Origin of the sequence: Nostoc sp., assembly GCF_036917465.1 — a bacterium.
Lineage (GTDB): Bacteria > Cyanobacteriota > Cyanobacteriia > Cyanobacteriales > Nostocaceae > Nostoc.
The window spans coordinates 25,082-47,684 of sequence record NZ_JBALDL010000067.1 but is presented as its reverse complement, the minus strand read 5'-3'; the positions used below and the strand labels follow the sequence as shown (position 1 = coordinate 47,684).

General features: G+C 41.4%; 17 protein-coding genes. 10 read left to right on the top strand and 7 right to left on the bottom strand.

Annotated elements, in window-relative coordinates:
• Positions 1-92: 92 nt before the first annotated feature.
• Positions 93-1,976 carry a serine/threonine-protein kinase gene (locus tag V7K38_RS15335; RefSeq protein WP_334858994.1) on the top strand — a complete coding sequence of 628 codons (1,884 nt, stop codon included), beginning with the start codon at positions 93-95 and terminating at the stop codon, positions 1,974-1,976.
• A 232-nt stretch (positions 1,977-2,208) separates the two neighbouring features.
• Here the strand turns inward: V7K38_RS15335 and V7K38_RS15330 are convergent, their stop codons facing one another.
• Positions 2,209-2,871 (bottom strand): heterocyst differentiation related protein, encoded by a 663-nt coding sequence (locus tag V7K38_RS15330; RefSeq protein ID WP_334858992.1) that lies wholly within the window; start codon positions 2,869-2,871, stop codon positions 2,209-2,211.
• A 235-nt stretch (positions 2,872-3,106) separates the two neighbouring features.
• A complete protein-coding gene (gene trpA / locus V7K38_RS15325; protein WP_334858991.1) occupies positions 3,107-3,934 on the bottom strand; it encodes a tryptophan synthase subunit alpha in 828 nt (275 codons plus the stop codon).
• Between the two features lie 118 nt (positions 3,935-4,052).
• On the opposite strand from trpA, the gene V7K38_RS15320 reads away from it, so the two are divergent.
• Entirely contained in the window at positions 4,053-4,235 is a 183-nt protein-coding gene (locus V7K38_RS15320) for a hypothetical protein (protein ID WP_334858989.1), read from the top strand.
• A 26-nt stretch (positions 4,236-4,261) separates the two neighbouring features.
• On the opposite strand, the gene V7K38_RS15315 is transcribed toward V7K38_RS15320, so the two are convergent.
• Both V7K38_RS15315 and ndhL read right to left on the bottom strand, forming a co-directional pair.
• A complete protein-coding gene (locus tag V7K38_RS15315; RefSeq protein ID WP_334858987.1) occupies positions 4,262-4,573 on the bottom strand; it encodes a DUF3007 family protein in 312 nt (103 codons plus the stop codon).
• 24 nt (positions 4,574-4,597) lie between these two features.
• Positions 4,598-4,810, bottom strand: a complete 213-nt coding sequence (gene ndhL, locus V7K38_RS15310) for an NAD(P)H-quinone oxidoreductase subunit L (RefSeq protein WP_185581107.1) — start codon at positions 4,808-4,810, stop codon at positions 4,598-4,600.
• Positions 4,811-6,352: 1,542 nt separating this feature from the next.
• Between ndhL and V7K38_RS15305 the strand changes: the two genes are divergently transcribed.
• Positions 6,353-7,675, top strand: a complete 1,323-nt coding sequence (locus tag V7K38_RS15305; protein WP_334858985.1) for a hypothetical protein — start codon at positions 6,353-6,355, stop codon at positions 7,673-7,675.
• Positions 7,676-7,687: 12 nt separating this feature from the next.
• Here V7K38_RS15305 and V7K38_RS15300 read toward each other — a convergent pair whose 3' ends face one another.
• A complete protein-coding gene (locus V7K38_RS15300) occupies positions 7,688-8,605 on the bottom strand; it encodes a YbhN family protein (RefSeq protein ID WP_334858984.1) in 918 nt (305 codons plus the stop codon).
• 341 nt (positions 8,606-8,946) lie between these two features.
• On the opposite strand from V7K38_RS15300, the gene V7K38_RS15295 reads away from it, so the two are divergent.
• From V7K38_RS15295 to V7K38_RS15280, 4 genes are all read left to right on the top strand, one after another.
• Positions 8,947-9,513, top strand: coding sequence for a DUF6658 family protein (locus V7K38_RS15295; RefSeq protein ID WP_334858983.1), 567 nt, complete (start codon positions 8,947-8,949; stop codon positions 9,511-9,513).
• Between the two features lie 101 nt (positions 9,514-9,614).
• On the top strand, positions 9,615-10,214 hold the full coding sequence (locus tag V7K38_RS15290) for a hypothetical protein (protein WP_334858981.1): 600 nt from the start codon (positions 9,615-9,617) through the stop codon (positions 10,212-10,214).
• A 256-nt stretch (positions 10,215-10,470) separates the two neighbouring features.
• The gene (locus V7K38_RS15285; RefSeq protein ID WP_334858979.1) at positions 10,471-10,950 is read left to right on the top strand and encodes a YbjN domain-containing protein; all 480 of its coding nucleotides are present in this window, start codon (positions 10,471-10,473) and stop codon (positions 10,948-10,950) included.
• A gap of 143 nt (positions 10,951-11,093) precedes the next feature.
• Positions 11,094-11,762, top strand: coding sequence for a lipoate--protein ligase family protein (locus tag V7K38_RS15280; RefSeq protein WP_334859155.1), 669 nt, complete (start codon positions 11,094-11,096; stop codon positions 11,760-11,762).
• Here the strand turns inward: V7K38_RS15280 and V7K38_RS15275 are convergent.
• Both V7K38_RS15275 and purH read right to left on the bottom strand, forming a co-directional pair.
• Positions 11,759-12,367: an HD domain-containing protein gene (locus V7K38_RS15275; RefSeq protein WP_334858977.1), complete on the bottom strand. Its 609-nt coding sequence runs from the start codon at positions 12,365-12,367 to the stop codon at positions 11,759-11,761. The genes V7K38_RS15280 and V7K38_RS15275 overlap by 4 nt on opposite strands.
• A 576-nt stretch (positions 12,368-12,943) precedes the next feature.
• Positions 12,944-14,464: a bifunctional phosphoribosylaminoimidazolecarboxamide formyltransferase/IMP cyclohydrolase gene (gene purH / locus V7K38_RS15270; RefSeq protein ID WP_334858976.1), complete on the bottom strand. Its 1,521-nt coding sequence runs from the start codon at positions 14,462-14,464 to the stop codon at positions 12,944-12,946.
• Positions 14,465-14,692: 228 nt separating this feature from the next.
• Here purH and V7K38_RS15265 point away from each other — a divergent pair, with 228 nt between their 5' ends.
• The 3 genes from V7K38_RS15265 to V7K38_RS15255 all read left to right on the top strand — a co-directional run bounded on the left by V7K38_RS15265 (position 14,693) and on the right by V7K38_RS15255 (position 22,588).
• Positions 14,693-15,268 (top strand): Uma2 family endonuclease, encoded by a 576-nt coding sequence (locus V7K38_RS15265; RefSeq protein ID WP_334858974.1) that lies wholly within the window; start codon positions 14,693-14,695, stop codon positions 15,266-15,268.
• A gap of 208 nt (positions 15,269-15,476) precedes the next feature.
• Positions 15,477-18,665, top strand: a complete 3,189-nt coding sequence (locus V7K38_RS15260) for a hypothetical protein (protein ID WP_334858972.1) — start codon at positions 15,477-15,479, stop codon at positions 18,663-18,665.
• Positions 18,665-22,588, top strand: coding sequence for a helicase-related protein (locus tag V7K38_RS15255; protein ID WP_334858970.1), 3,924 nt, complete (start codon positions 18,665-18,667; stop codon positions 22,586-22,588). The genes V7K38_RS15260 and V7K38_RS15255 overlap by 1 nt, the downstream gene beginning before the upstream one ends.
• Positions 22,589-22,603: the final 15 nt, after the last annotated feature.

Below are 22,603 nucleotides of genomic sequence, written 5' to 3'. Positions count from 1 at the left end.
AATCTTTTCTCAAGATAGCGGATTTCATTGAAGAAAATTTGGAGATATTTATTACCAGCTGGAAAATTAGGTAATAACTCTGGGGAGTGAATATGATAGGCAAGCTACTAGACCATCGTTACCAAGTAATTCGAGTCCTCGCAATGGGAGGATTTAGTCAAACCTACATTGCCCAAGATACAAGGCGGCCCGGCAATCCCATTTGCGTTGTCAAGCACCTCAAACCCGGAACTGACCCCAGAGTTTTTGATACTGCTAAACGCCTGTTCAACAGCGAAGCCGAAACCTTAGAAAAACTGGGCAACCATGACCAAATACCCAGGCTGCTAGCTTACTTTGACGAAAACCAAGAATTTTATTTAGTACAAGAATATATTGAAGGACATACCCTAGCTGAAGAACTTATATCTGGTAAGCCCTGGAGTGAAAGCCAAGTAATTCAACTATTGCAGGAAGTTCTGGAGATTCTAGAATTTGTCCACCGCCAAGGCGTGATTCACCGCGACATCAAACCGGATAATATCATCCGTCGCGCCTCAGATAAAAAGTTAGTTTTAGTAGATTTTGGGGCAGTGAAACAACTGCGTACACAACTGGTAACAGTGGGCGGACAACCCTCTGCTACAGTAGTTATTGGCACTCCTGGCTATATGCCGACAGAACAAGGGCAAGGTAAACCCCGCCCCAACAGTGATATCTATTCGCTCGGCATCATTGCCATTCAAGCATTAACAGGATTACAAGCAACGGAATTGCAAGAAGACCCGGAAACGGGCGAAATCATTTGGCAGCAATCAGTTGTAAACTCTCAATTTGCGGCAGTGTTGACGAAGATGGTGCGTTATCACTTCAAAGACCGCTACCAAAACGCCACAGAAGCACTGCAAGCATGTAAAGACGCGATTAATCCAGTACCTACACTTTCCCAACCTCAAGAATACACCAAATCCCGACCTCAAGTATCTCGGCTGCAAACGGTTGCAGTTGCACCAGCAAATCCTGTCAAACCTGCCCGTCAAGACTCTAGTAAATCTGACCCATGGCCAATATTAATTGGCATATTATTGGCGGGTGGTGCGGCTGCCTTGGTAGCAAATGTATATCCAAATGTGAAAAATTTAGCTTTAAATCTCACAGGTAAGGATACCACCTTGGCAAATAAATGTTCGGCTGTTGTCGTGGGAAATTCTAATATCCGTTCTGAACCTAGTTCGATAAATTCTGATAATGTCTTGCAAACAGTTGCTGATAACACCAGTTTCGAGGTCACTGGCAAGCGAACAAGACGAGGTTGGATAGAAGTTAAACTTAATGGTCGTTTGGCTTGGGCACACTCGGATGTGATAACTAATAATGGAGAATGGGCTTCTTGCCTACGCGAAAAAGGCATTGCAACTAAGATTGTAGATGATAGCACCCTGATTGCGACTCGACCGACTCCCAAGCCAAAAGCACAATCTACCGATGTTGTAACTCCATTACTAGAATTGCCGAAGGAGTCAAATTCCGACGTTGGAAAATCGCAGCCTAATGAGAACAGTGCAGATACTATAGAACAAGCAAAAAAGAAGTATGATTCAGGAGATATAGTTGGAGCGATCGCACTTTTAAGATCGATTCCGGCAAATGCTGCTTCTGGTATCCAAGAGACGGGTAAAATGATTGCTCAGTGGCAGGACGATTGGGCGAAAGCAGAGGCATTATCTAATGAAATCAACAAAGCAATAGATGATGGGAAGTGGGATAAAGTTTTAGATTATAGAAATCATCCAGAAAAATTGCCTAATACTAAATACTGGCGAAACAAAATAGAACCATTATTTAAACAAGCAGCCGAAAATCTGGCAAAACAGGCACTAACTGAGCTACAAAATCAAGGTAATCAGAAAAATACCCCACAAAAACTTCCCGATACTAACCAACCTGCAACCACAGAGAGTCCTAGTACTATAAAAACTCCTAAAAGTGGCTTTTAACATTGTAGGGTGTGTTAGGCGCATATTTGCGATATAATTTGTCACGATAAATATTACTCTCGTGCCTAACGCACCCCTATATAATAGGGTGCATTTCGCTAAAGCCGTAACAACACCCTACTGGAGATTTTGTTTACCTCGTTCGCAGCAGCAGCCAAATAAAAAACGTTTCCAGATTCTACCTGGAAACGACATTTTTAATCAGTATTTATCTATAGTTTGATTTTCCCTATTAATGCATTTCGTCGTATTCTGGGACTTCAACTCGTCTTGCTTCCATCCGCGAAGCAGGCAAAAACTCAGCGCGGCGGACTGGAACCAAGGATGGTGTATTTCCTTGGTAAGGGTGAATGACTTGTACAGTACGGGCTGGACGCTGCCGTGGTGAGAACAAAGCCAATACACCCGCGACGACAACACCACCACCAATAGTTAAAGTTGCGCCTCCCACAGCCCAAAGCATGGGTGAAGACCACCAAGAAGGATTTTGCGGCTGGAATGCTGCTACTTTTTGTTGGTTATATTGCTGGGCTTGTTGCCACTGCTGCTGAGTATTGAAATTTTGAACTTGGCCTTGGAGTTGTTGATTTTGCAACTTTAGCTGTTCATTATCGTTTTTTAAACGCTCCAACTGCATCTGCGTGTTCAGCTTCTCCATCTCTAGACGCTGATCTGCACTAGCAGTAGTCGGTGGCTGATTAGGATTGGGATACATTGGCTGCCCATAAGGGCCGTAAGGATACATTGGTGACTGCATTCCTGGCGCTACTACCCCTGGCATTTGCGGAGCAACAGCAAAGTTAGGTTGTAGGGGCGTATTTGTTCCTTTGAGCAATACGAGAGCCGCCAGCCCAGCTACGGCGACCCCGCCGATAAACGCCATACTCTCACTCATCGCCTATGCTCCTCAATTGCGACGTAACTATAATCATTTGTGACTGACTCACTCTCACACTCATAAATTATGCCTACTTGACTTCACATAAGACTCAAACTATAAGCGACCGGATCAGCTAGTTTTTTTACATCATGATATCTGATGTTAATATTCAAAACCATAATGGTCAAATTGTCTATCAAACAAGGGTAGAAAAACGGCGCTGTTATACTTTTTAATCTACTTGACCAGTCTAATCAAGAGGAGTATTTGTACTGATGTTAGTAGTCTTGATGGCTGCTTTGAGACTTTGGCAAAATTGGGCGATCGCATTTAGTCCTTGTTCTGGAGTTCCTTCTGCCAAACGTTTCACAAAAGCGCTACCCACGATCGCAGCATCTGCGCCCCATTCCTTTACTTGACGGGCGTGTGCGGCTTCAGAAATCCCAAAACCTACACCGATGGGTTTCTCAGTAACACCACGAATTTGTTTAAGTAAATCGGACACGCGGTTTTCCAGTTGCGATCGCACCCCTGTAACCCCTGTGACGCTGACTAAATAAATAAATCCTTGAGAAGAATGAGCGATCGCTTTTATCCGTTCCGCATCACTGGTGGGAGCGACTAACAATATTACATCAATTCCCATCTCCTTAGCTGGTTCGAGCAAGCCTGCTGCTTCTTCCAAGGGCAAATCTGGTACTACCAATCCCGCTACCCCAGCCGCGGCGATTTGCTGAAGAAATTTGTCTATTCCCCGATGCAGAATTGGGTTGTAATAGGTAAATAGGATAATTGGCGATCGCAGTTTGGGAGTAATTTCTTGCAACATTTCCAGCACCTGCTCCAATTTTGTCCCCCTTTGCAGGGCGCGGGTAGCAGCAGCTTGAATCACTGGCCCATCAGCCAGAGGATCGGAATAGGGTATACCCAGTTCAATAATATTGGCTCCACTTTGATCTAGAACCTGCAACGCTTTTGCAGTTGTTTCTAAATCTGGATCGCCAGCAGTAATAAACGGAATCAGAGCGCACTCATGATTCCGCCCAAGGGTTTCAAAGCAATCAGAAATCGCGGTCATTAGTTATTAGTCATTGGTCATTGGTCATTGGTCATTGGTCATTGGGCATTGGGCATTCGGGGAGCTAGCGCGGTCTTCTCCCAAAGGGAGAGGCCTAGCGCCAAGGGGAGGCACTGCGTTGGGCGGCTCCGCCGACTTGAAGCATCTGCCGTGGTTTCCCCATGAGCGACTGGCATCATTAGGCATGATTATTTTTTCCTTCCTCCCTCACTTTCTCATCCGTTACTCAGCACGGGCTAAACGCCCTGCTACCGCTAACAACACTGATGAGGAGCATTGGTCATTGGTAAAGGACAAATGACCAATGACCAATGACTAATGATAACTTTACACCTGAGATTGCTCTTCTTGTTCTATTTCAGCTTGAATTCGTGCTAGTTCTTCAGGAGTAAGCTCATCTAGCCGCTTTTGCAGAAAGTCTTGCTCATATTGTTCCCGTTGTTGGTGGTAGGTCATTTTTTGTCCCACTGCACGGAAAAAATAGGTCGCTAACCAGCCAATTAATCCACTGACTAGTAAGACTTGGCTCCATATACCAGCTTTCTGATTATCCAAACCGACTAGCTGCAATCCTATATAAGCCAAGCCGCCGGCAATAAAAACACCTAAGCCAATTCCAATAGCGTCAATCCGTCGCATGAGAGTTATGACCTACCAATTTCGTTAAACTTGAACTTGTCGCCGTTGGGGTCGGAAATTTACAAACGGCGAGAGAACCAACAAACCCGGAAAGAAGAAAAACACCAAAAAGTACATCAACAAACGCTCGATGGAGCTAGCTACATACCAACGCTGCTTCAGGTAGAACAATACAGCAATGGGGATTACCAGAAGGTAAGCTCCAGCCAAAATCAGATATAGCAGGGCGACAATCATAACTTTTTCGGTCTAAGCATCTGTTTTCCATAATAGGCTGAACAGCCAAACTCAGGGAAGTATAATCATGATGCTTTCAAGATTACTACGCCAAAATTCCTTTTTTTCTCCAGATTGATTGATAAAAGGTAATTTTATGCTACTATCGTAAATCTACTAGCAAAAAAATGCTTTAGTCACACCAGATGGAAAACTCATCTAGGTTAATTACGAAAAAACTTCCGATTTGGGAAGCGATCGCACAATCTAGAAAAAATATTTTCAATCTAGTTGGACAAAAGACACAATTGATGGTGGAATAGATAAGGCGGTATTTGCTGCCTCCAAAAAATAGCTAGTTATACTAGTTATTTACCAAACACCTGCGGGGGTGTGGCGGAATGGTAGACGCTACGGACTTAGATAACTGAGCCTTGAAGGAGAAATCCCTCAAGTGGAAGCTCTCAAACTCAGGGAAACCTAAATCTGATGACAGACATGGCAATCCTGAGCCAAGCCGAAAAAATTCATGAGTGCTGAGTGTTGAGTAGTGAGTAAATTAAAACTCCTAACTCCTAACTTCTAACTCCTAACTATTCGGAAGGTGCAGAGACCCGACGGGAGCTACCCTAACGTAAAGTCGAGGGTAAAGGGAGAGTCCAATTCTCAAAACCTGATTTGGCTATTGCCATCAGGTAGCAGTGAAAACTGCGGGAGGATGAAAATCCGTTGACCGTAATAGGTCGTGTGGGTTCAAGTCCCTCCACCCCCACTAAAAATCGAAAATGCCAAAAGGCTTCTATATAAGTTATGGGCGAGTTGTATTTAATTGTAAATCAACTCGCCCATTTAGTTTTACATTGCACTTAATGTCATGTCAGCCAAATTACCCATAATAAAAGAACCTCTCCCCGATGCTTTGGCTACGATGTACACATAAGTCTTTGGTGAGGCGATTTGCGGTTAAGTCTTATAGTCCCTAAGAAACCTCACCCTGATTTTACTATGTAAAACCTGTCCCTCTCCTTACTCAGGCTACGGTTGTACACACATCTTTGTACAAACCCAAAATCGTTGGACATCCCCCGATAAATTGGGGGACTTTAAGAGACTTTTGCCCCCCAATTTATCGGGGGGTTGGGGGGATCAAAAGCCTATGAGGCCACTCTCAAAGACTTGTGTCTACACCGTAGCCTTACTCAGGAGAGGGATGTCCTTTATTGACAGGGTGAGGTTTTTCTTTTGTTTTGGGTAATTCGATGACTTGTGTCTACACCGTAGCCAAGAATCAGGGGAAACAAAGCACAGCTTTGGCGGGGTGGGGTGCTTCGGGCTTAATAAGCAATTAAGCAGACATGATATTAATTCTTGAGACTAAGTAATTTCACTGCACTATTTGATGAAGTATTAAACAATTTGGGTTTAATACTTTATTTATGGTCGGATTTTATCAAATTTGTGTAAAAAGATTACTGAATTTCAGAAGAATAGATGATGCTATTGTTCACCAAGGTTAAGCTGGTAATAATATGAACAGGAAGCCTTTTTGTCCCGATAACTGGAATGAACGTTAATAGTTTATTAATTAGTCAGGAAAATCCCCATACTGTTACGTCTAAGTCTAGGCAGATAAATGTGCAAATTACACAAGAAGAGGTTTACAGCTTCTTCATGGAAATTGTCAAGAATTTGTCGCCAGATGATGTTTTACGAGAATTAAAAGGTTTATTTATAGACGGGCTAGATTCAGAAAAATCCGATTATATTCCCGGAATATATAGTGTTTTTTTAGATAATAATGAACAGGAGTTATCTAATACACTAAAGCGGTGTTGCTACATCATAGTTAATAATTGGAAAACTCACAGAAAAGATAAATATATCCAAGAATTAGTTAATTTATTTATTAACGATAATCTTAAGATAAAGGAAAATGATGCCCCATTAGTAAAAACTTGTAAAACTTGGTTAGAGAATTTTGTCAACAGCAAAGACTACCAAGAGTTGAAATTATTTGCTGCTAAATATGATGAATCATCTAAAGGTCATTGGGCTAATCGCTATAGTTCTTATTTATTAATCGACCAATCTGTTAATAAGAATAATCCCAGAGAGCAACAAGAAGCTGCTAGAAAGCTTTCTAAACAGATAAAAGAGAAATTTAAGTTTGATCTGGCAATGTATATTGCTCGTTCTCAATCTGCGGTTTCAAGTGCAGCACGCTATAAAAATCCTAGCATTTTAGGAGATCAGGCTCTGCGTTTAATAAAAGCAATTGTCTTAAAAAGAGGTGTTTTTAGTCATGAGAATATTGCCCATATATTTATTAAACAAACTCAAAATCAGACTCTGGAGGAATTTAAAATTAATCTCGAAAAATATCTATTTCTTTCTGGAGGTAAACAAGAATCAGTCGAGACTTGGAAGCAGCAATTTATAGATACTTTATCAGTATGGAAGAAGGATTATAATCAGGAAACTGTCACTAAAGACTTGTTCCTGAGAACCTGTAATCGAGTGATTAATTCCTTGACAATAGAAAATAGTCAAGAACCTTCATCATTATTTATCTTATTAATTACTCAAGGTCATGCTTTAACATTGGTAATTATACTTTTAAAAATTGTTCTAATTTCTAAAAATTCTCGTCGTCATTTAGAAACTCGGATTGCTCATCTGATTCGTTTTTACGAAAACTATCCTGAAGATGAATGTAAAGGTATAATCAATTTTATGGAGATTTTTAATATCACGTTTGCAATTTATGCAGAAAACGTAGAGTATAACTTGATTAAGATGGATGAAGAAAAACAAAGCAGTAATCCGCAATTGAATCTGGATGGTTATCGTGTGTTTTCACAGATGAAGGTATATAGACACAAATAAGTGTCCCCTAATTCAGGATTTAGCAAGGCGTTCGTCTAACCAAGCGAGGGCAGCACCCGCAGTTTCAGCTAGAATACTAATGAGGCGATAGAGAGCGATCGCACTAAATACTAAAGCTGCTGGAAAGTGATGTTGCAAAAGTTGATATGCAGTCGCTTCAAACACACCCAACCCACCAGGCGCACCCGGAATCACAAGCCCTAACAGCCAAGCGCAACTAAAAGCCCCCAACAACAAAGGAATTTGATTCGCACTCAATGAACCCAGGGCAAACATAGTTAATATAAACCCAGTGGCGCGTAGTCCCATAAAGCCCAATTCTCCTAACAAAGGGCGTAGAGGGTAGCTTTTAAGACTCAAGGGAACAGTTTGCTCACTAGTAGCAGACTTTTTTGCTTTCAATCTGGATAAAAAACGAATAACTGGGTTTAAAAACCAGGGATGAATCGCACAAAGAACTACAGCTAAACTCAGCAATTGCAGTATTTGGATAAGAACAGTAGTATTAGCCACCGTAAATTGGCTACTGCATAAGACAATGATCATTAAAGCAGCCGCTAGCATGAGTAGGGGTTCTAGCAAAACGCTTAAAGTAGCTGCACCAGCCGAGACATTGGCATTTTTAGCGGCGAGAATTCGCCCGTAGTAATGCCAGATATTACCTGGTAAATATTTAGCGATGTTCGTTTTTAGGTAAACTTGGATAAATTGGGGAGATGATATAGGTTGATTTAACTCTTGGAGAATCCAAGTCCAGACCCAGCCTGCCCAAGTATGTGCTAGTAAAGTTACCCCTGTAGCGATCGCTATAATTGCCCATCCTACCCCATCAATGCGGATAGCAGTCACTCCACTCCAATTATCCTTCAAGGCTTTCGCTAAAAAAAACAGCGTTCCGCCCAAAATTATCCAGCGTAAAAATCGCTTCATGAATTTAGGAATTTAAAGATAGAGCAACAAGGCTGAATACCTCAAATATTACAGTACATCAGCTACCTATTCAAAGCTTTTGAAGTAACAAATGGGCTGATGTCGTTCTTTTTGCTAAGATTATATTACTTTATTTTATATCTCTCTAGAGTTAGATAAAAAGATTGTTTATCTACTAATTAAAATGTAGCCTGCGCTAGAGGTAAAGTGTATTTTGTTATTCATATCCTTAATAAAGGTTATCGAAACTAAGCCAAACCAAAACAAGCACAATAATTTGCTGACTAATTCAATGATTCAGCAAAAGCTTAACTTATTAATATTTTGGTAAGGAGGATTACGTGAACGCTGTGAGACTATTCTTGAAAAAAGTAAGATTGCGTCAGATATTAACTATCTTTCTAGCTGGACTATTGTTGATAGTTAGCACTGCTTGTAGTGGGGCAAATGCTCAAGGTGCAAATCCACAAAATCCTGCTGTGCAAGCTGGTGGAGCAAACAATCCTTATAAAAATGGTGGAGACAAGTATAGCAACTACAGAATGTCTCCCGAGCCGAAAATAGCAAATCCAAAAGCCAGTCAGGGACGCGACCAAGCTAGCTTACAACCAAGTTCGCATTTGTTGATTGCTACAAATAGGGAATCCGAGATACTTTATCCTGGTGGCGAGACACCAGCAGGTCGAATCGAGAAAGAAGCAGAACTACCATTAATCACAGACAAAGACTTCCGTGAGCCTGAACCCGGTGGTTTGATTCAGAATGAACCAAATGTAGGAGATCGGGTTAAAGATCGTCTAGAGACTGTAAAAGAGACTTTTGAAAAAGCTTCCAGCTTTTTCAAAAATAAGGCAGATGAAGGGGCTTCCAGACCTGAATTACAAAAAAATCCAGCAGTAGGTAGATAAAAACCTTATTTTGCCTGATATGCTTGTAATGCAAAATTAATTCCAAATGCTATCTTGGTTGAAGTTTAACTTAGTCACAAAAAAGCAAGGAGTTTCGCACTATGAAAAAAGCAATGAATTGGCTCAAAAGCATTCGTCCCTTGAAAGTTTTAACTGTTTTTCTGGCAGGAATGTTTATATTTCTGACACAAGCTTGTGGCGATCCTGGAATAGCAACACAGCCACCACAACCTGGCGCTCAAGCACCTAATATCGAGCGATCTGATTCTACTAAAGATTATCCTCTGAATTCTCCTGCTGGTGGGATGAATAACTTTAGTGATGTAGATCCCAGAGCGATAGATGAAAAGGCAGCTAATGACAGAGCTAAGGCGCTAGTAAAAAATGCTCAAAAGAATATCGATCAAAAAGGAATTGATAGTCGAGAGCAGTATGGCCGGAATTTTCAGCAAGGGACACCCCTTGGTGAAAGAGTGAAAAATCTGGGTGAAGATATCGGCACTTCCGCTAATGAATTAGGAGAAGGCATAGCTAAGGGTACTCAGCGAGGAATTGAAAATCTCAAAGGAAATACCCAGAATACTGCCGAAGATGTGACAAAAAACGTTCAGCGTGGGGCTGAAGATGCTGGTAAAAATGTTCAGCGCACAGCTGAAGATGCAGGTAACGCAGTGAAGAGAACAGTTAGAGACGTTGATTAAAATTAGTTATTTCATCTTCTGTAAAAAGATGAAACTGCCCACAAACTAAAGTCTAGAGCAACCTAAAAAAAGCCTGCTTATGCAGGCTTTTTTGGGTTAAAAGAGTGTTTAGAAACCACATCATCTTCTAAACAAGGTTTTACGTCAATACTACTGCCAGATATAGAATCCGCAAAATCAAGCTCAAACTAACTGCGTCCACAAGTTATAAAGTATGTGTAGATAAACCAGCAAGTATGTTGAGGAAAAAACCTGTATGACAAGCTACCAAGAAACTATAACTAGTAACGAATCTGTTAATGAGCTAATCGCCGAGACGACAAGCATTAACCATCTTGAGGTAATTGAAAATGTCATTGACTCTTTAGAACAAGATGATAGTGCGATGGTTAGCCATACTCCAGAGGGTAGTTATCTCTGGAAGTTTAAGTACGGAAGTGTGGAAGTATTTGTCCAACTAAACGGGACAACTGATGAAGACACCATAACGGTTTGGTCTGCGGTGCTAGATTTACCTGCTAAAGATGAACCTAAGTTGATGCGGTATCTGTTGGAGTTAAACTGCTCTAGCACTTTTGAAGCGCGTTTTGGTATTATTGAAAACCGAGTGGTTGTGATCTCAACACGCACCTTAGCAGAATTATCTCCTGGCGAAGTGTCTCGGCTGATTACCATTGTGGCAACGATCGCAGATAACAACGATGAAGTCTTACAATCTGAATTTGGTGCAACTTGACTAATCGCTTCGCTTCAGTTATTGGTTATGAGGGCTGAGTTGTCAGGTGACAAACTTTTTAACTCCTAACTCCCAACTCCTAACTATTGAATTCTAAAGTGTGGCGACTAATTCCTTTGTTAGAGGCGACTGGGAATGTGCAGATGGCGATTGACCGATGGTTACTAGAACAGCACCAGTCTGGAAAGCATCCGTCAACTCTGCGCTTTTATACTTGGTCGCCATCTGCCATTTCTCTTGGTTATCATCAACGCCAATACCCTGAATATTGGCAAAATTTGACTTGGCAAGGGCAGAAACTGGATTTAGTGCGCCGTCCTACTGGGGGACGGGCGGTGTTACACCAAGGTGATTTAACTTACGCTGTAATCACATCTGGAATTACGGGTAATCGCCTCCAGGTGTACGAAAAAATTTGTGAGTTTTTAATTCAAGGCTGGCGCTCGCTCGGTGTAGAATTAGATTATGGTACAGAAGGGCGAGGTTACATCCACAACCCTAACTGTTTTGGTACAGCAACCAGTGCAGATTTAATTTTGCCAGATAGTACCAAACTCATTGGTAGCGCTCAACTGCGACGTAGTGGGACAATTTTGCAACATGGTTCTATGCGTTTGCAACCGAATGCTGAACTGTTTGCTCAAGTATTTGGTGCAGAATCTTTTACGACTGTACAACTACCTCAAAATCTGAGTATAGAAAATATTATTGCAGATTTAGTTACCGCAGCTAGCGATTGCTTTGATGTGCAGATAGAGTTAGAACCCCTCTCACCCTCTGAATGGGAAGAAATTTTGGTGTATCAACCCTAAATCTTCAGGGTAGGAGACTCTTTTAAATACCCTGCTGCAACACAATCATCAATCAATTGCAAAACAAAAGGCCACAGTTCTGGCGCACCTGTTTCTACTGGTGCTACCCGTTTCATCACTTGGTCGCGTCTAATGCCATGAATGCGCCAAGTTCCACCCTGAGTTTGTTGATTGTGCAGCAAGGGTTGTATACGGTCTAAGGCTGCGGCAAACTTAGCTGTGGGTGTTTCTCCTGCTTCAAACTCATCCCAGAGTAAACGCAACTCGCTACCTCTATCTGCTGGTAAAAGTCCAAATAAACGCAATGCTGCTTGTGCTTCTCGTTCTGCTTTGCTGTCATTACCCTGTACATCGTAACAAAAGGTGTCACCTGCATCAATTTCTACCAAATCGTGAATTAGCAGCATTTTGATGGCATGGAATATATCAACACCCTCTGGGGCATATTCTACTAATGCGATCGCCATTATAGCTAAATGCCAAGAGTGTTCTGCACTATTTTCCCGGCGTGACCCATCCATGAGTAGGGTTTGGCGCATCACCTGTTTCAATCGATCAATTTCGATAATGAATTGAATTTGTTGAGTCAGCCGATTGATTTGCACCTGAATTTTTGATTGGGGGTGAGGTTTACTGGATTTTAGACTGTAGGTGATTATCTCAATAATTCCAGCGTATCTGCAAGTACTCGTTTTTACATACCAATTAAAAAACGCCTGGGAGTGTTGCCGTGTTTCCACCCCAGACGTTCTTTATTTTTAACTTGCTCCTCACACTGCTAAATACTATCACTGCTTCAATCAAAAGGCGGTTATAGTCAGTGACAGTTTCAAAACTGCACCATTAATCTAATTCTTGTACGCAAATTAAAAAATGCCTGGGAGTGTTGCCGTGTTTCCACCCCAGGCATTTTTTATTCTCAACTTGCTCCTCACACACAATTAGACCATATCACTACTTCTATCAAATGGCAAGTACATTGAGTGACATTTTCAAAACTTCATAAGCAATCACATTTCTGAAAAATTAAAAAGCGCTTGGGAGTGTTGCCGTGTTTCCACCCCATACGCTTTTTATTTTCAACTTGCTCCTCACACACGACTAAAAGATATCACTAGTTAAATCATAAAGAAAGTATATAGTGTGACACTTTCTCAACTGCACACTACATCAGCAGTCATTCAGTGTAAAAAGTGACGTACACCAGTTAAGACCATAACTAAACCCAATTCGTTAGCAGCTTTGATTGAATCTTTATCGCGCAAACTTTCCCCTGGTTGAACGAGGGCTGTAATACCTGCGGCTGCGGCTGTTTTGACTGAATCATCAAACGGGAAGAATCCATCGCTGGCGAGAATTGCACTTTTGGCTTTATCTCCAGCTTGTTCTAGAGCAATTTTAACTGAGCCGACACGGTTCATTTGACCAGCACCTATTCCTAGTGTAGTGCGATCGCTTGTGATAACAATGGCATTCGATTTAACGTGTTTGCAAACTTTCCAAGCAAACAACAATTCGGCTAATTCGTCGGGTGTGGGTTGACGTTCGGTGACAATTTGCCATTGACTAGTATCAGCAATGATGTCATCGCTAGCTTGGACAAGGAAACCACCTGCGATCGCTTTTACGGTATCCTTATTCCCACTGCTCAAATCAGCTAGAGTCAAAACTCGCACATTGGATTTTTTACCAAGGATTTCTTGAGCTTCGGCATCACAACTTGGTGCAACCACACATTCTAAAAATGTTTTGATTAACTCGCTGGCTGTAGCCGCATCAATCGGGCGGTTGAGTGCGACAATCCCACCAAAGGCAGAAGTAGAATCAGCATTGAAAGCTTTTTGATAAGCTTCTGAAATCGTGCTTCCCAGTGCCGTACCACAGGGGTTTGTATGTTTGATAATCGTTGCTGCTGGGGTATCAGTGAATTCAGCAATAATTCGGCGTGCGGCTTCTAAATCAACTAAGTTATTGTAACTAAGTTCTTTGCCTTGGAGTTTCGTTGCAGCTGCCCATCCCGTTGGGGTAGTCCCAGTTTGATACCAGGTGGCGGGTTGATGGGGATTTTCGCCGTAACGCAGAGATTGTAATTGTGTGCCGCTAAGGGTATAGTGTTGTGCTTCTGCGAGGTAAGATGCGATCGCGCGATCGTAACTAGCAGTGTGCGAAAATCCTTTTAAAGCCGCCTTTTGCCGAAACTCTAAGGAAGCTACGCCGTTATTTTGCCGCAATTCCTGCAAATACTCGTCATACTGTGCTGGATCGCATAATACAGCGAGATGGGCGAAGTTTTTTGATGATGCTCGTAGCATAGCAGGGCCACCAATATCAATCTGTTCAACCGCTTCTAATAATGTTACCCCTGGTTTAGCGATCGTTTCCTCAAAGGGATATAAATTCACCACCACTAAATCAATCGGGCGAATTTGGTTATTTTCTAAATCTGTAATATCTTGGGGAACATCTCGCCGCGCCAAAATTCCGCCGTGAATCCGGGGATGTAGCGTTTTGACTCGGCCACCTAAAATTTCTGGTGAACCTGTGTAATCTGCAACTTTGGTAACTGGGAGTCCCGCATCTTTGAGTGCTTGGGCTGTTCCCCCACTGCTAATTAAATCAAAGTCGAATTCTTCAACCAAACTACGGGCTAGGTCAATTAAACCAGTTTTGTTAGATACACTCAGCAGGGCTAGACGCGCCATTGATCAATTCCTTAAAAGTAGGCTAGAAGCGAAGGATCTCAAGTTTTGCATAAGCCTTGGTTCACTTCAAGACCATGAGGAATAATATTGACTCGTGTAATTTATATGCTTACATCCCCCAGTATCAGTACTGTCGAAAATGCTGGAAATAAGGAATAAGTAAACTTAGTCTCTAATATTTGCGATCGCCTAAACTAAAAGTAAGCATCTTTTACCCACATAACACCTATGGTTCAGTCTTCTAATCAACGCCTAACCCTAGAAGAATTTCTCGCACTTCCCGAAGGAGATATTACATACGAGTTTATTAACGGTGAAGCTGTACCCAAATATAAAGATAATGAAATGTCACCAAAATTTTTTCATGGCTCGACTACTGGTGCTTTATTTATACTATTGTCTGCATGGGCACAAGCAAAAGGTCGAGTTGTGATTGAATGGGCAATTAAACTAACACGAAATCAACAAGATTGGATGCCTGTGGCCGATCTGACCTATATTTCTCATAACCGTCTTCCTGCTGATTGGCTATTAGACGAAGCTTGTCCTGTCGCACCTGAATTAGTCATCGAAATTATTTCACCTGGTCAAACTTTTGGTGAAATTGCCGAGAAAGCGACTGATTATCTGAAAGCTGGCGTTTATCGTGTTTGGGTGGTTGATACAAAAGCTAGAACTGTAACTGTATTTGCGCCATCTTCCTTACCGATTACTTATCGATCTCATCAAGTAATTACTGATGATTTACTACCAGAATTGGAAATTACCCCTCACGCAATCTTTCAACGCGCTGGATTACCCTAATTGATTAATTTTCTTATTCAAGAAAATACATAAACATAAGACTGAATTGCTTGTGTAATAGTTCTTAAAAAAAATATAATAAACGTAAAAAAAATATTGACAGATTATACACATTTAAGATACTAAAAATATAGAGTCCATTTGCTGAGACTGTGAAGTTAAAGCAGGTGAAGCAGTCGTAAGACTGAAAATTACAAAGGAAATAATTATGCCTTCACAAGGTACTGGCGCTAACGTTGACCCGCGTTCACTTAAGCCGTCTATTGACCTCGCTACAGTCATAGAGTTACTTGCTCAAGCTATTGATCCTAGCAGTAATCAGGCAGATACTAACCAGCTAAGTCCTAAAGGGATGCAGTTGTTTGAGTTTGATGAGAAGCAAAATAAACGCCTGAGAATAAGTACTTCAGCCGTTATGTATCGGCTATTTGCACAACCTAAATTTAAAGAAGCTTTGAAACCTGCTCCAGGCAGTGGATTTATTCAAAACTTATCGATGCCAGCAAAAGGTAATAAGTCGCGCGTTGGCGGCTGTTTGAGTGATGGGAATGCTACAAAGTTACCTGGTGCGATAGACAGATTAATGGCTGCTATTGACCAAGCACTCAATACTGCTGTGCCTTCCGACAGCTTATTATCAATATTGCTGTTAGATGATGCTGAACAGCAACTCAAACATCTTGCTAAAAAAGCAGGTACGTCTTTTCAGAATATAGCTAATACTGCCAATCTCGTACACCTAGCATTTCAAGCTGGAGATACTAAGGATAAGAAGTCTGTGGCGACGGTTATTTCTGCACGCGAACGAGTTGAAAATACTGATTATTTTGAGCAAATGTGCAGTGCTGCCACAGAATATTTAGAAAACGAACTTGACAACGATGAAGATGATGTTAATTCATCGATCGCAACTTTGAAAGAAGAAAAAAATCGATATGATAGCCAAATTCAACGTTTTTTAAATTTCATAGACGACGAAGCATTGTCACGAGTCCGATTGACAATTAGCTTTCGGATTATGGAAGCGATCGCAGAAAATGCCCGCTCAAGTAATGACCCAGATTACCAACTTTTAGTAGAGTATGTCAATCGAATACTTATTCTAGTTGAATCTGCTAAGGAAGAAGGCTATACGGTTGATTTAACGACTCATTTCGGTAGTGCAGCTGAGTTCGATTTGGCAGATGAACTTAGCAAAGCGACCTTTTATTATTGTCTAGCTGTTTGGCCTGAGTGGAAAACTCAAATTTTCGAGCAAAAGACTAAAAATCAAGTCGAGCGTGAAGTAAGTTATCGTTTTCGAGTCAATGGGCAAAATCCAGAATTAGGCAAACCTGCTTTTGAAGTACGACTCGATCAAATTAGAGAATATTTACTGAGTGATGATGAATCTTCCTTACAAAAACCTTGGGAAATTTGTCGTCGTTTAGCTCAACTGATCTTTTTGGCAGTCGTCGTTCCCAAAAAGGACGAGGAACCGCTAACTAAAGAATCACTAACAGATATGGTGAATCAACTCCTAGCAAATTTTAAATCGCAGGGTACAGAAGCTATTGGCCAGACTTTAAAAGAATTACAGGAACGCTCTGATTCAATGAAGTCTATTGCCAAGGCTCTGATGAAAGTACTGCGCGACAGGAATCAAAAAGTCATATCTCAAGTTCGGGATCGCTCCTCACAACAATTCATCTGTGTTAAAAACAGCATCATTAATTGGGATCGCCTAGAAGGGGCAACATTAGGTGTGAGAAAGTTACTTGTAGAGGCACAAGAAAATACTAGCGAAAAGGTTGAATGGTTCAAACATATTGAAATTTGTGAGCAACCAGCAAAATCTCTATTTTCGGTTAAAGTTACTGCCGAGCTTTCGGAGTATGACTTAAAAACTAAAGATACACTTAGTAAATTACGGGCAAAGCGTTTATTACCGCAGAAACTCCTCCAAATTTGTTGGGTTCCTCGTTCTTGGCACAAGGGAGAAGAGCGTCAATGGACTTATGAGCTATCTACAAATGCTTCTCAATTTGCTGGGTGGGCATTATCAGCCGCAATCATAGTGGAATACGATGTTGAAACTCTGAAGCGACGAGCAAATACAAGTGAATCTGAGGAAAATAAGCAGTATCATGCAGCCGCAGTTACCGCCTTTGCTGTGCTAGTTTACTGCTGTTTGTGGCGGATTATTACACGATTACAAAAACGTGGACAGAAGGAAAAATCGGTTGACTTTACAACTTTAATGCTGCGACTGCAAGAAACAGGAAAACAATTAGATGATGATAAAGACAAGAGCGGCGATGCTTACGTTTACGCAGCCGCTCAAACCTTAGAAGCCATACTAGGTGAAGATACCCCGATACGAATGCAGGGACTTATTCTAGATAATTTGGTGAAACAACCCAAAAAAACGCAAGATTTTATTAAATCTGGTACTTTTAAGGCGTTTTTAAGTGCGTTTCCACTTTGCATTAGTAGCCCAGATTCTCATTCAGCCCCCAAGATTGGTTTAATTTCCTACGCCAGCCGTCCTTGTAACGAGGGAAATTTTCCTAATGTTAGTGAAAAGGCTTATCTTTTTCTCACTCAAAGTTATATTGCTACAGCCGTTAGTGAACCTTTTATAGGTTATGAACTCAAGAGAGAACGGATGCAGTCTGATGTGCTTGATTCTCCAGAACATCTGAAAACGCAACGCCTAGTTCAAGAAGAAATTCGTTATCTTAAAGCCCAAGGATGTCAGCACATTATTTTATTAGCTCATGCCTATGGCGATCGCCGCATTAATCGAGCCGCAGATTACAATTCTTCTTTAATACCTACAGAATTTTTAGAAGAAGTCTTTCAAACGTTTCCTGATATCAACATTTACCCAATGATGCGGGATGTATTTCCGGCTACACGCTTGCGCGATCGCGGTTACAGTGAAGCGGCATTTGAAATTTTGCAAGCTGGAGATCATTCAGATTTTCAGCGCTCTGTTAGGGCAGACTACTTTCGTAATTTAATTCCGGTTTATACTTTCGCCACACTTTATGCTATCCAAGCAGAAGAGCGCCTACAATCTGGTTTCTGCATTTATTTCTTAGTATCGGATGGAAAAGTTAGCGATATTAACTGGACTGAACGCGCTCGTCAGCATTTGATTAATCCTGATTCAGACTCTCGCATTCATCCTTGCTTACTAACTGTACTGCGCGGCTTGCATTTTATTGAAGCTGAACGAGGTGTGCAAAAAGGTCAACTGATCCCAGTACTAGATCCATTTAGTTGGATATCGCCTAATACAGTTGAAGAGGCTGGTGAAGTCAAAGTTCTCCACACCCGCCGCAAAGGACAGGTATTACTTAATTATCGCGCTGTACTTACCCACGTTTCTCAAGTTCTGCACAGGAAGTAATGGAATCATCCCTTCTACAACAAGCCTCTATTTGGGGGCAGGTATTTGAAATTGCTGTTAAACGCGGTGTTTTACAACAGTTGATTCACAAAAACTTACTGTTGAACGATCATCCTGTTCTCCAGCCTTGGCAATCTCACAAAAATGCAGATGTGTCCCACCAACTGGTGAAAGCATTCAAAATAACAGATCCCAATACCAAAGAATGGGTGGAAACAATGCTGCGTCATCTGCTGGTACTCGGCTATGGTTTAGGTTGGACAGCAATGCGTGAGTGTCTCAACCACAGTCAAATTAGACAACCTAAACTAGAAGCAATTTGGTGTCCGTTGACACTCCCAGGACAGCAAATGCAACGGGATGAAGAAAAAGAAGAGACAGCAAAAGCATTTCAAGAAGCTTTCAAACTATCAGGAAAACCAGATGAGAACTTAGTCAAGCGTGGACAACCAGCCAGAGCCGATTTTATTTTATGGCTGTCCAACGAATTTAGTCCACTCAAAGATGGCAAAACTGACCTCTTCCAATCAAAAGATCCAAAACACAAAAAAATTGAAAACTTAATTATCTGTCTGGAATTTTCGTATAACGCACCCATCAAATTTGCAGATTTTCAAAAAGAAGCACCTCATAGAGAAGAAATGAGTCGCTATGCCCGTTACATTGAATCACGAGGGGTCTTCTCTAGAGTTTGTGCAGAGGTTGAAGGTGAAGAATTTTCACTCTCTAAAAGGTTGGAAAATTTTCTTTCAGCATTTAGCCGTCAAGATAAACCATTATTCAAGCTCTGTCAGGCATCATCTTATACCGATCAGCTGATTAAAGTGTTACGCGCACGTAAGCGATTAGAAGGAAGTTGTAACGCCAGAGCGATCGCTGTCACATCCAATGGTATTGAAAGTCTTGCTGCTCAATTTTGGGGTGTGGAACCTGAACCAGATACTAGAGCCAAGTTAATGAAATCGTTGGGGCAAGCATATTGCAAGGCTAAACATTCAGATGATGATGTGCCACTCGATCTAGATGCAGAAATTCGTTTGGTGTTCAAGAGGCTCTTGAAAGGGCTACCTTCTGCTTTTAAAGAACAAGCAAAGTTTCTAGTTGAAAAACCAACTCTAGGTCAATACTCCCACTTTCTGTTTCAGGAGAATGTGACAGAATTTTACAACCCAATGAGTGAAATTAGCAAGGCTCTTGCGATCGCATCTATTGAAGACAACGATGCATTACTTGAGTTCTTTGGAGGCGACTCTGTTACACAAATTGCCGATTGTGTCAATGAAATCAATCCCGATAAGGCAACAATTCCTCTGCGACAAGTACACCAGGCAGCAGTATTTGCTGGTATAACTTCTGCTCAAGTCGGTAAAATTAACGTCCTAGCTTTGGAAGGAAATCCAGGTATTGGTAAAACCACTGCTGTGATGAAATTTCTCAAACAGCAGTCTCAAGGTTTCTTATTTTTGTATCTCAGTCCGCGAGTTGTAATTAATCGAGATGTTACCGACAAACTTGCTAGAGAAAACGAGCAACCCACAGGGATATTAACCATCACCAGCAATAAAAATTTGATTGTTGCAGCTCCCGAATGGTATAAAAAACAGGTTGAGGAAAACAATTTTCCATCTCGCTGTATCGACAGTGCCGTTGTTGTCGATGGTGTTGAAAAACTCACACTTCCTGATAGCAATATCTTCTTTCTCAATCCAGAACAAGAACATGATATTGATTGCAATATCGTCGGCTCGACTCGGTTTAAACGCCGTCTCAACGAAAGGGATTACAGCGTAGAATCGCTTTACAGTCCTGGTGTATTAAGTACCATAGCAAAGTCAGCCCGAAAATTACTCGAAGCCAATCCCAAGGTTAATCAACTGGTAATGACTGCTGCTATCCAAGGTTATCGGACGCTCAACGATCAATCAACCACAGTTAATGCCTTCAATAATTTGTTTGCAAAAAAAGCTGATACTAAGCCCGGAAAAAAGGAACGTTCAGCATTTGCAGCGCGGATTCCTACTATAGTTGTCATGGTAGATGAACTGGCTGGTGATGGTGCAGGAGCGCCCTTTGTCCGTAAGGTAGCAGAATGGTTAGAACAGCAATTTATTAAACCTTTTGATACAAATCCATCTCCGTTTAAAATTGTGCTGATTCTGGCTGATGCCTCACTCAGCAATGAAGTTGTGTTGGATAGATTTTTGAACTCAGGCGATCGCGCTCCTGATAAAGTTCTAATAAGTACAAGTCGAGGTGAAGCACCATTTCGGGTGACAGGGACTCATACAAAAATTGGCCCTAGAAGATACCCAACGCTACACGTCATGACAAATAGCTACCCCGCCAGTAAACTCAGTATTGACTACAGTATTAGGCTGTCGCCCATTAAACCAGGCCAAAACAGTGACGGCACAGAGCAGACAATTAGACAAGCAATTCGAGAAAAATCAGAAGAGGAATCGCTAACAAACGCCTACTTAGAAATCAAGGGTGGATTACAACAGGGAGCAGAGCAGTTAATTTTCTTTGCTCAGGATAAAGCTTTTCTACGTCAGTTGCAGGAAAAATTAACCACTGGTAAAGAAGCTCTGGTAAACAGAGAACAGGTGGAGGTTTTGGATCAAAGTGTATCACCCGATCAGCGATTGAAATTAGTCAAACCGCCACGACGCGATGAAGTCCGAGTTTTCCTCATGACTTCTTCAGGCGCAAGAGGTGTTTCTTTCCCCAAAACAGATTGCATTATAGCTGCAATCCCCCGGTTTAATATTGAAGCCGCTTTAATGGAAGTAGCACAATTAATTTACCGTGGTAGAGGAATGTATACAGATCCAGAAACCGGAATGGAAGTTTCTGGAGATAACAAAGATAGACGGTTAGTTATGCTAATCAATGATTTCATCATTGAAAGAGAGGATATTGACCCCAAAAGACTATGGTTGCGTCAGTCCAGTGATTTATTGACTTTGCTGGTAATGTTGCGCTCTACAATTCACACCCGCATCAAAGGTGATGCCGGACTTAATAAAAACCGAATTGCATTTGTCCCAGTTGGCTCTGTTGGGGATGAAGAATTGTTGCGTTTGATGTCTGATGATTTATTAGATTTCTTGCGTGAAGCCAAAATCTTTATCAGCGATAGTCACCCTCAAGAAGCAAAAGCAATTGTGAAAAAAGCCGAGCAGTTAACTGCAAACATTTTTAAGCATTTTGACTTGAGAGGTCAATCATTAGATAGAAATGCCAAGTCCTATGCAAATTATCAAACCTTACAAGCTTTGGTCAAAACTGTTTCTAGGATTTCGAGCCGATTATTGCCATCTTTACATAATGACGAGCTACAGATACCAGATAGTCTAACTTGTATAGGCCCTTTCTGGATAGAAGATTGGAGCGATCGCCAAACTGAAGAAATATTTAGCTTTGAAGCATGGAAAGCTGATATTAAACAAAATAGCAGTCGTCTTTTAGGATCGCTAAAAGAAATTTATGAAAGTAAGAAGTTTAAATTTCCCTCAAAACTCAAACGTCCTGCCAACGAACTGTATAAGTTCTTGAGTCGGGAACAAGAGGGATTTGTGATTGAATCTTCCACACGTCAAGCGTTGAAAACTAAAAATATAGTTGTAGGTTTACCCCTCGACTATCCCCATTTCTGGAATGAACAATCAGAAGATGATACCCGCCAACAAGTATTAGAAGATCCCCAAGCTTGGAGAAGTGCGCTAGGACGTTCTCTAACTCCTCAAGGCTTAATTATCCCTGTAGTACCTCACTATCGAACATTTCCTTGGGTAGCTGTGGCAGGTAGACGGATTTTTACACAACTAGAAACAGTTTTTAGCGATCGCTACTTTATGGCATCCAGCGAATTGAATCTTCTGAACACCATTCTGCTAGAAGATGAAGCAGATAACAAATAAGCGATCGCTCTGGCT

Bases quoted from the DNA above. Each gene is read 5' to 3' on its own strand.
- V7K38_RS15335 (WP_334858994.1), top strand. From the start codon at position 93: ATGATAGGCAAGCTACTAGACCATCGTTACCAAGTAATTCGAGTCCTC.
- V7K38_RS15330 (WP_334858992.1), bottom strand. From the start codon at position 2,871: ATGAGTGAGAGTATGGCGTTTATCGGCGGGGTCGCCGTAGCTGGGCTG.
- trpA (WP_334858991.1), bottom strand. From the start codon at position 3,934: ATGACCGCGATTTCTGATTGCTTTGAAACCCTTGGGCGGAATCATGAG.
- V7K38_RS15315 (WP_334858987.1), bottom strand. From the start codon at position 4,573: ATGCGACGGATTGACGCTATTGGAATTGGCTTAGGTGTTTTTATTGCC.
- ndhL (WP_185581107.1), bottom strand. From the start codon at position 4,810: ATGATTGTCGCCCTGCTATATCTGATTTTGGCTGGAGCTTACCTTCTG.
- V7K38_RS15305 (WP_334858985.1), top strand. From the start codon at position 6,353: ATGAACGTTAATAGTTTATTAATTAGTCAGGAAAATCCCCATACTGTT.
- V7K38_RS15300 (WP_334858984.1), bottom strand. From the start codon at position 8,605: ATGAAGCGATTTTTACGCTGGATAATTTTGGGCGGAACGCTGTTTTTT.
- V7K38_RS15290 (WP_334858981.1), top strand. From the start codon at position 9,615: ATGAAAAAAGCAATGAATTGGCTCAAAAGCATTCGTCCCTTGAAAGTT.
- V7K38_RS15285 (WP_334858979.1), top strand. From the start codon at position 10,471: ATGACAAGCTACCAAGAAACTATAACTAGTAACGAATCTGTTAATGAG.
- V7K38_RS15280 (WP_334859155.1), top strand. From the start codon at position 11,094: ATGGCGATTGACCGATGGTTACTAGAACAGCACCAGTCTGGAAAGCAT.
- purH (WP_334858976.1), bottom strand. From the start codon at position 14,464: ATGGCGCGTCTAGCCCTGCTGAGTGTATCTAACAAAACTGGTTTAATT.
- V7K38_RS15265 (WP_334858974.1), top strand. From the start codon at position 14,693: ATGGTTCAGTCTTCTAATCAACGCCTAACCCTAGAAGAATTTCTCGCA.
- V7K38_RS15260 (WP_334858972.1), top strand. From the start codon at position 15,477: ATGCCTTCACAAGGTACTGGCGCTAACGTTGACCCGCGTTCACTTAAG.
- V7K38_RS15255 (WP_334858970.1), top strand. From the start codon at position 18,665: ATGGAATCATCCCTTCTACAACAAGCCTCTATTTGGGGGCAGGTATTT.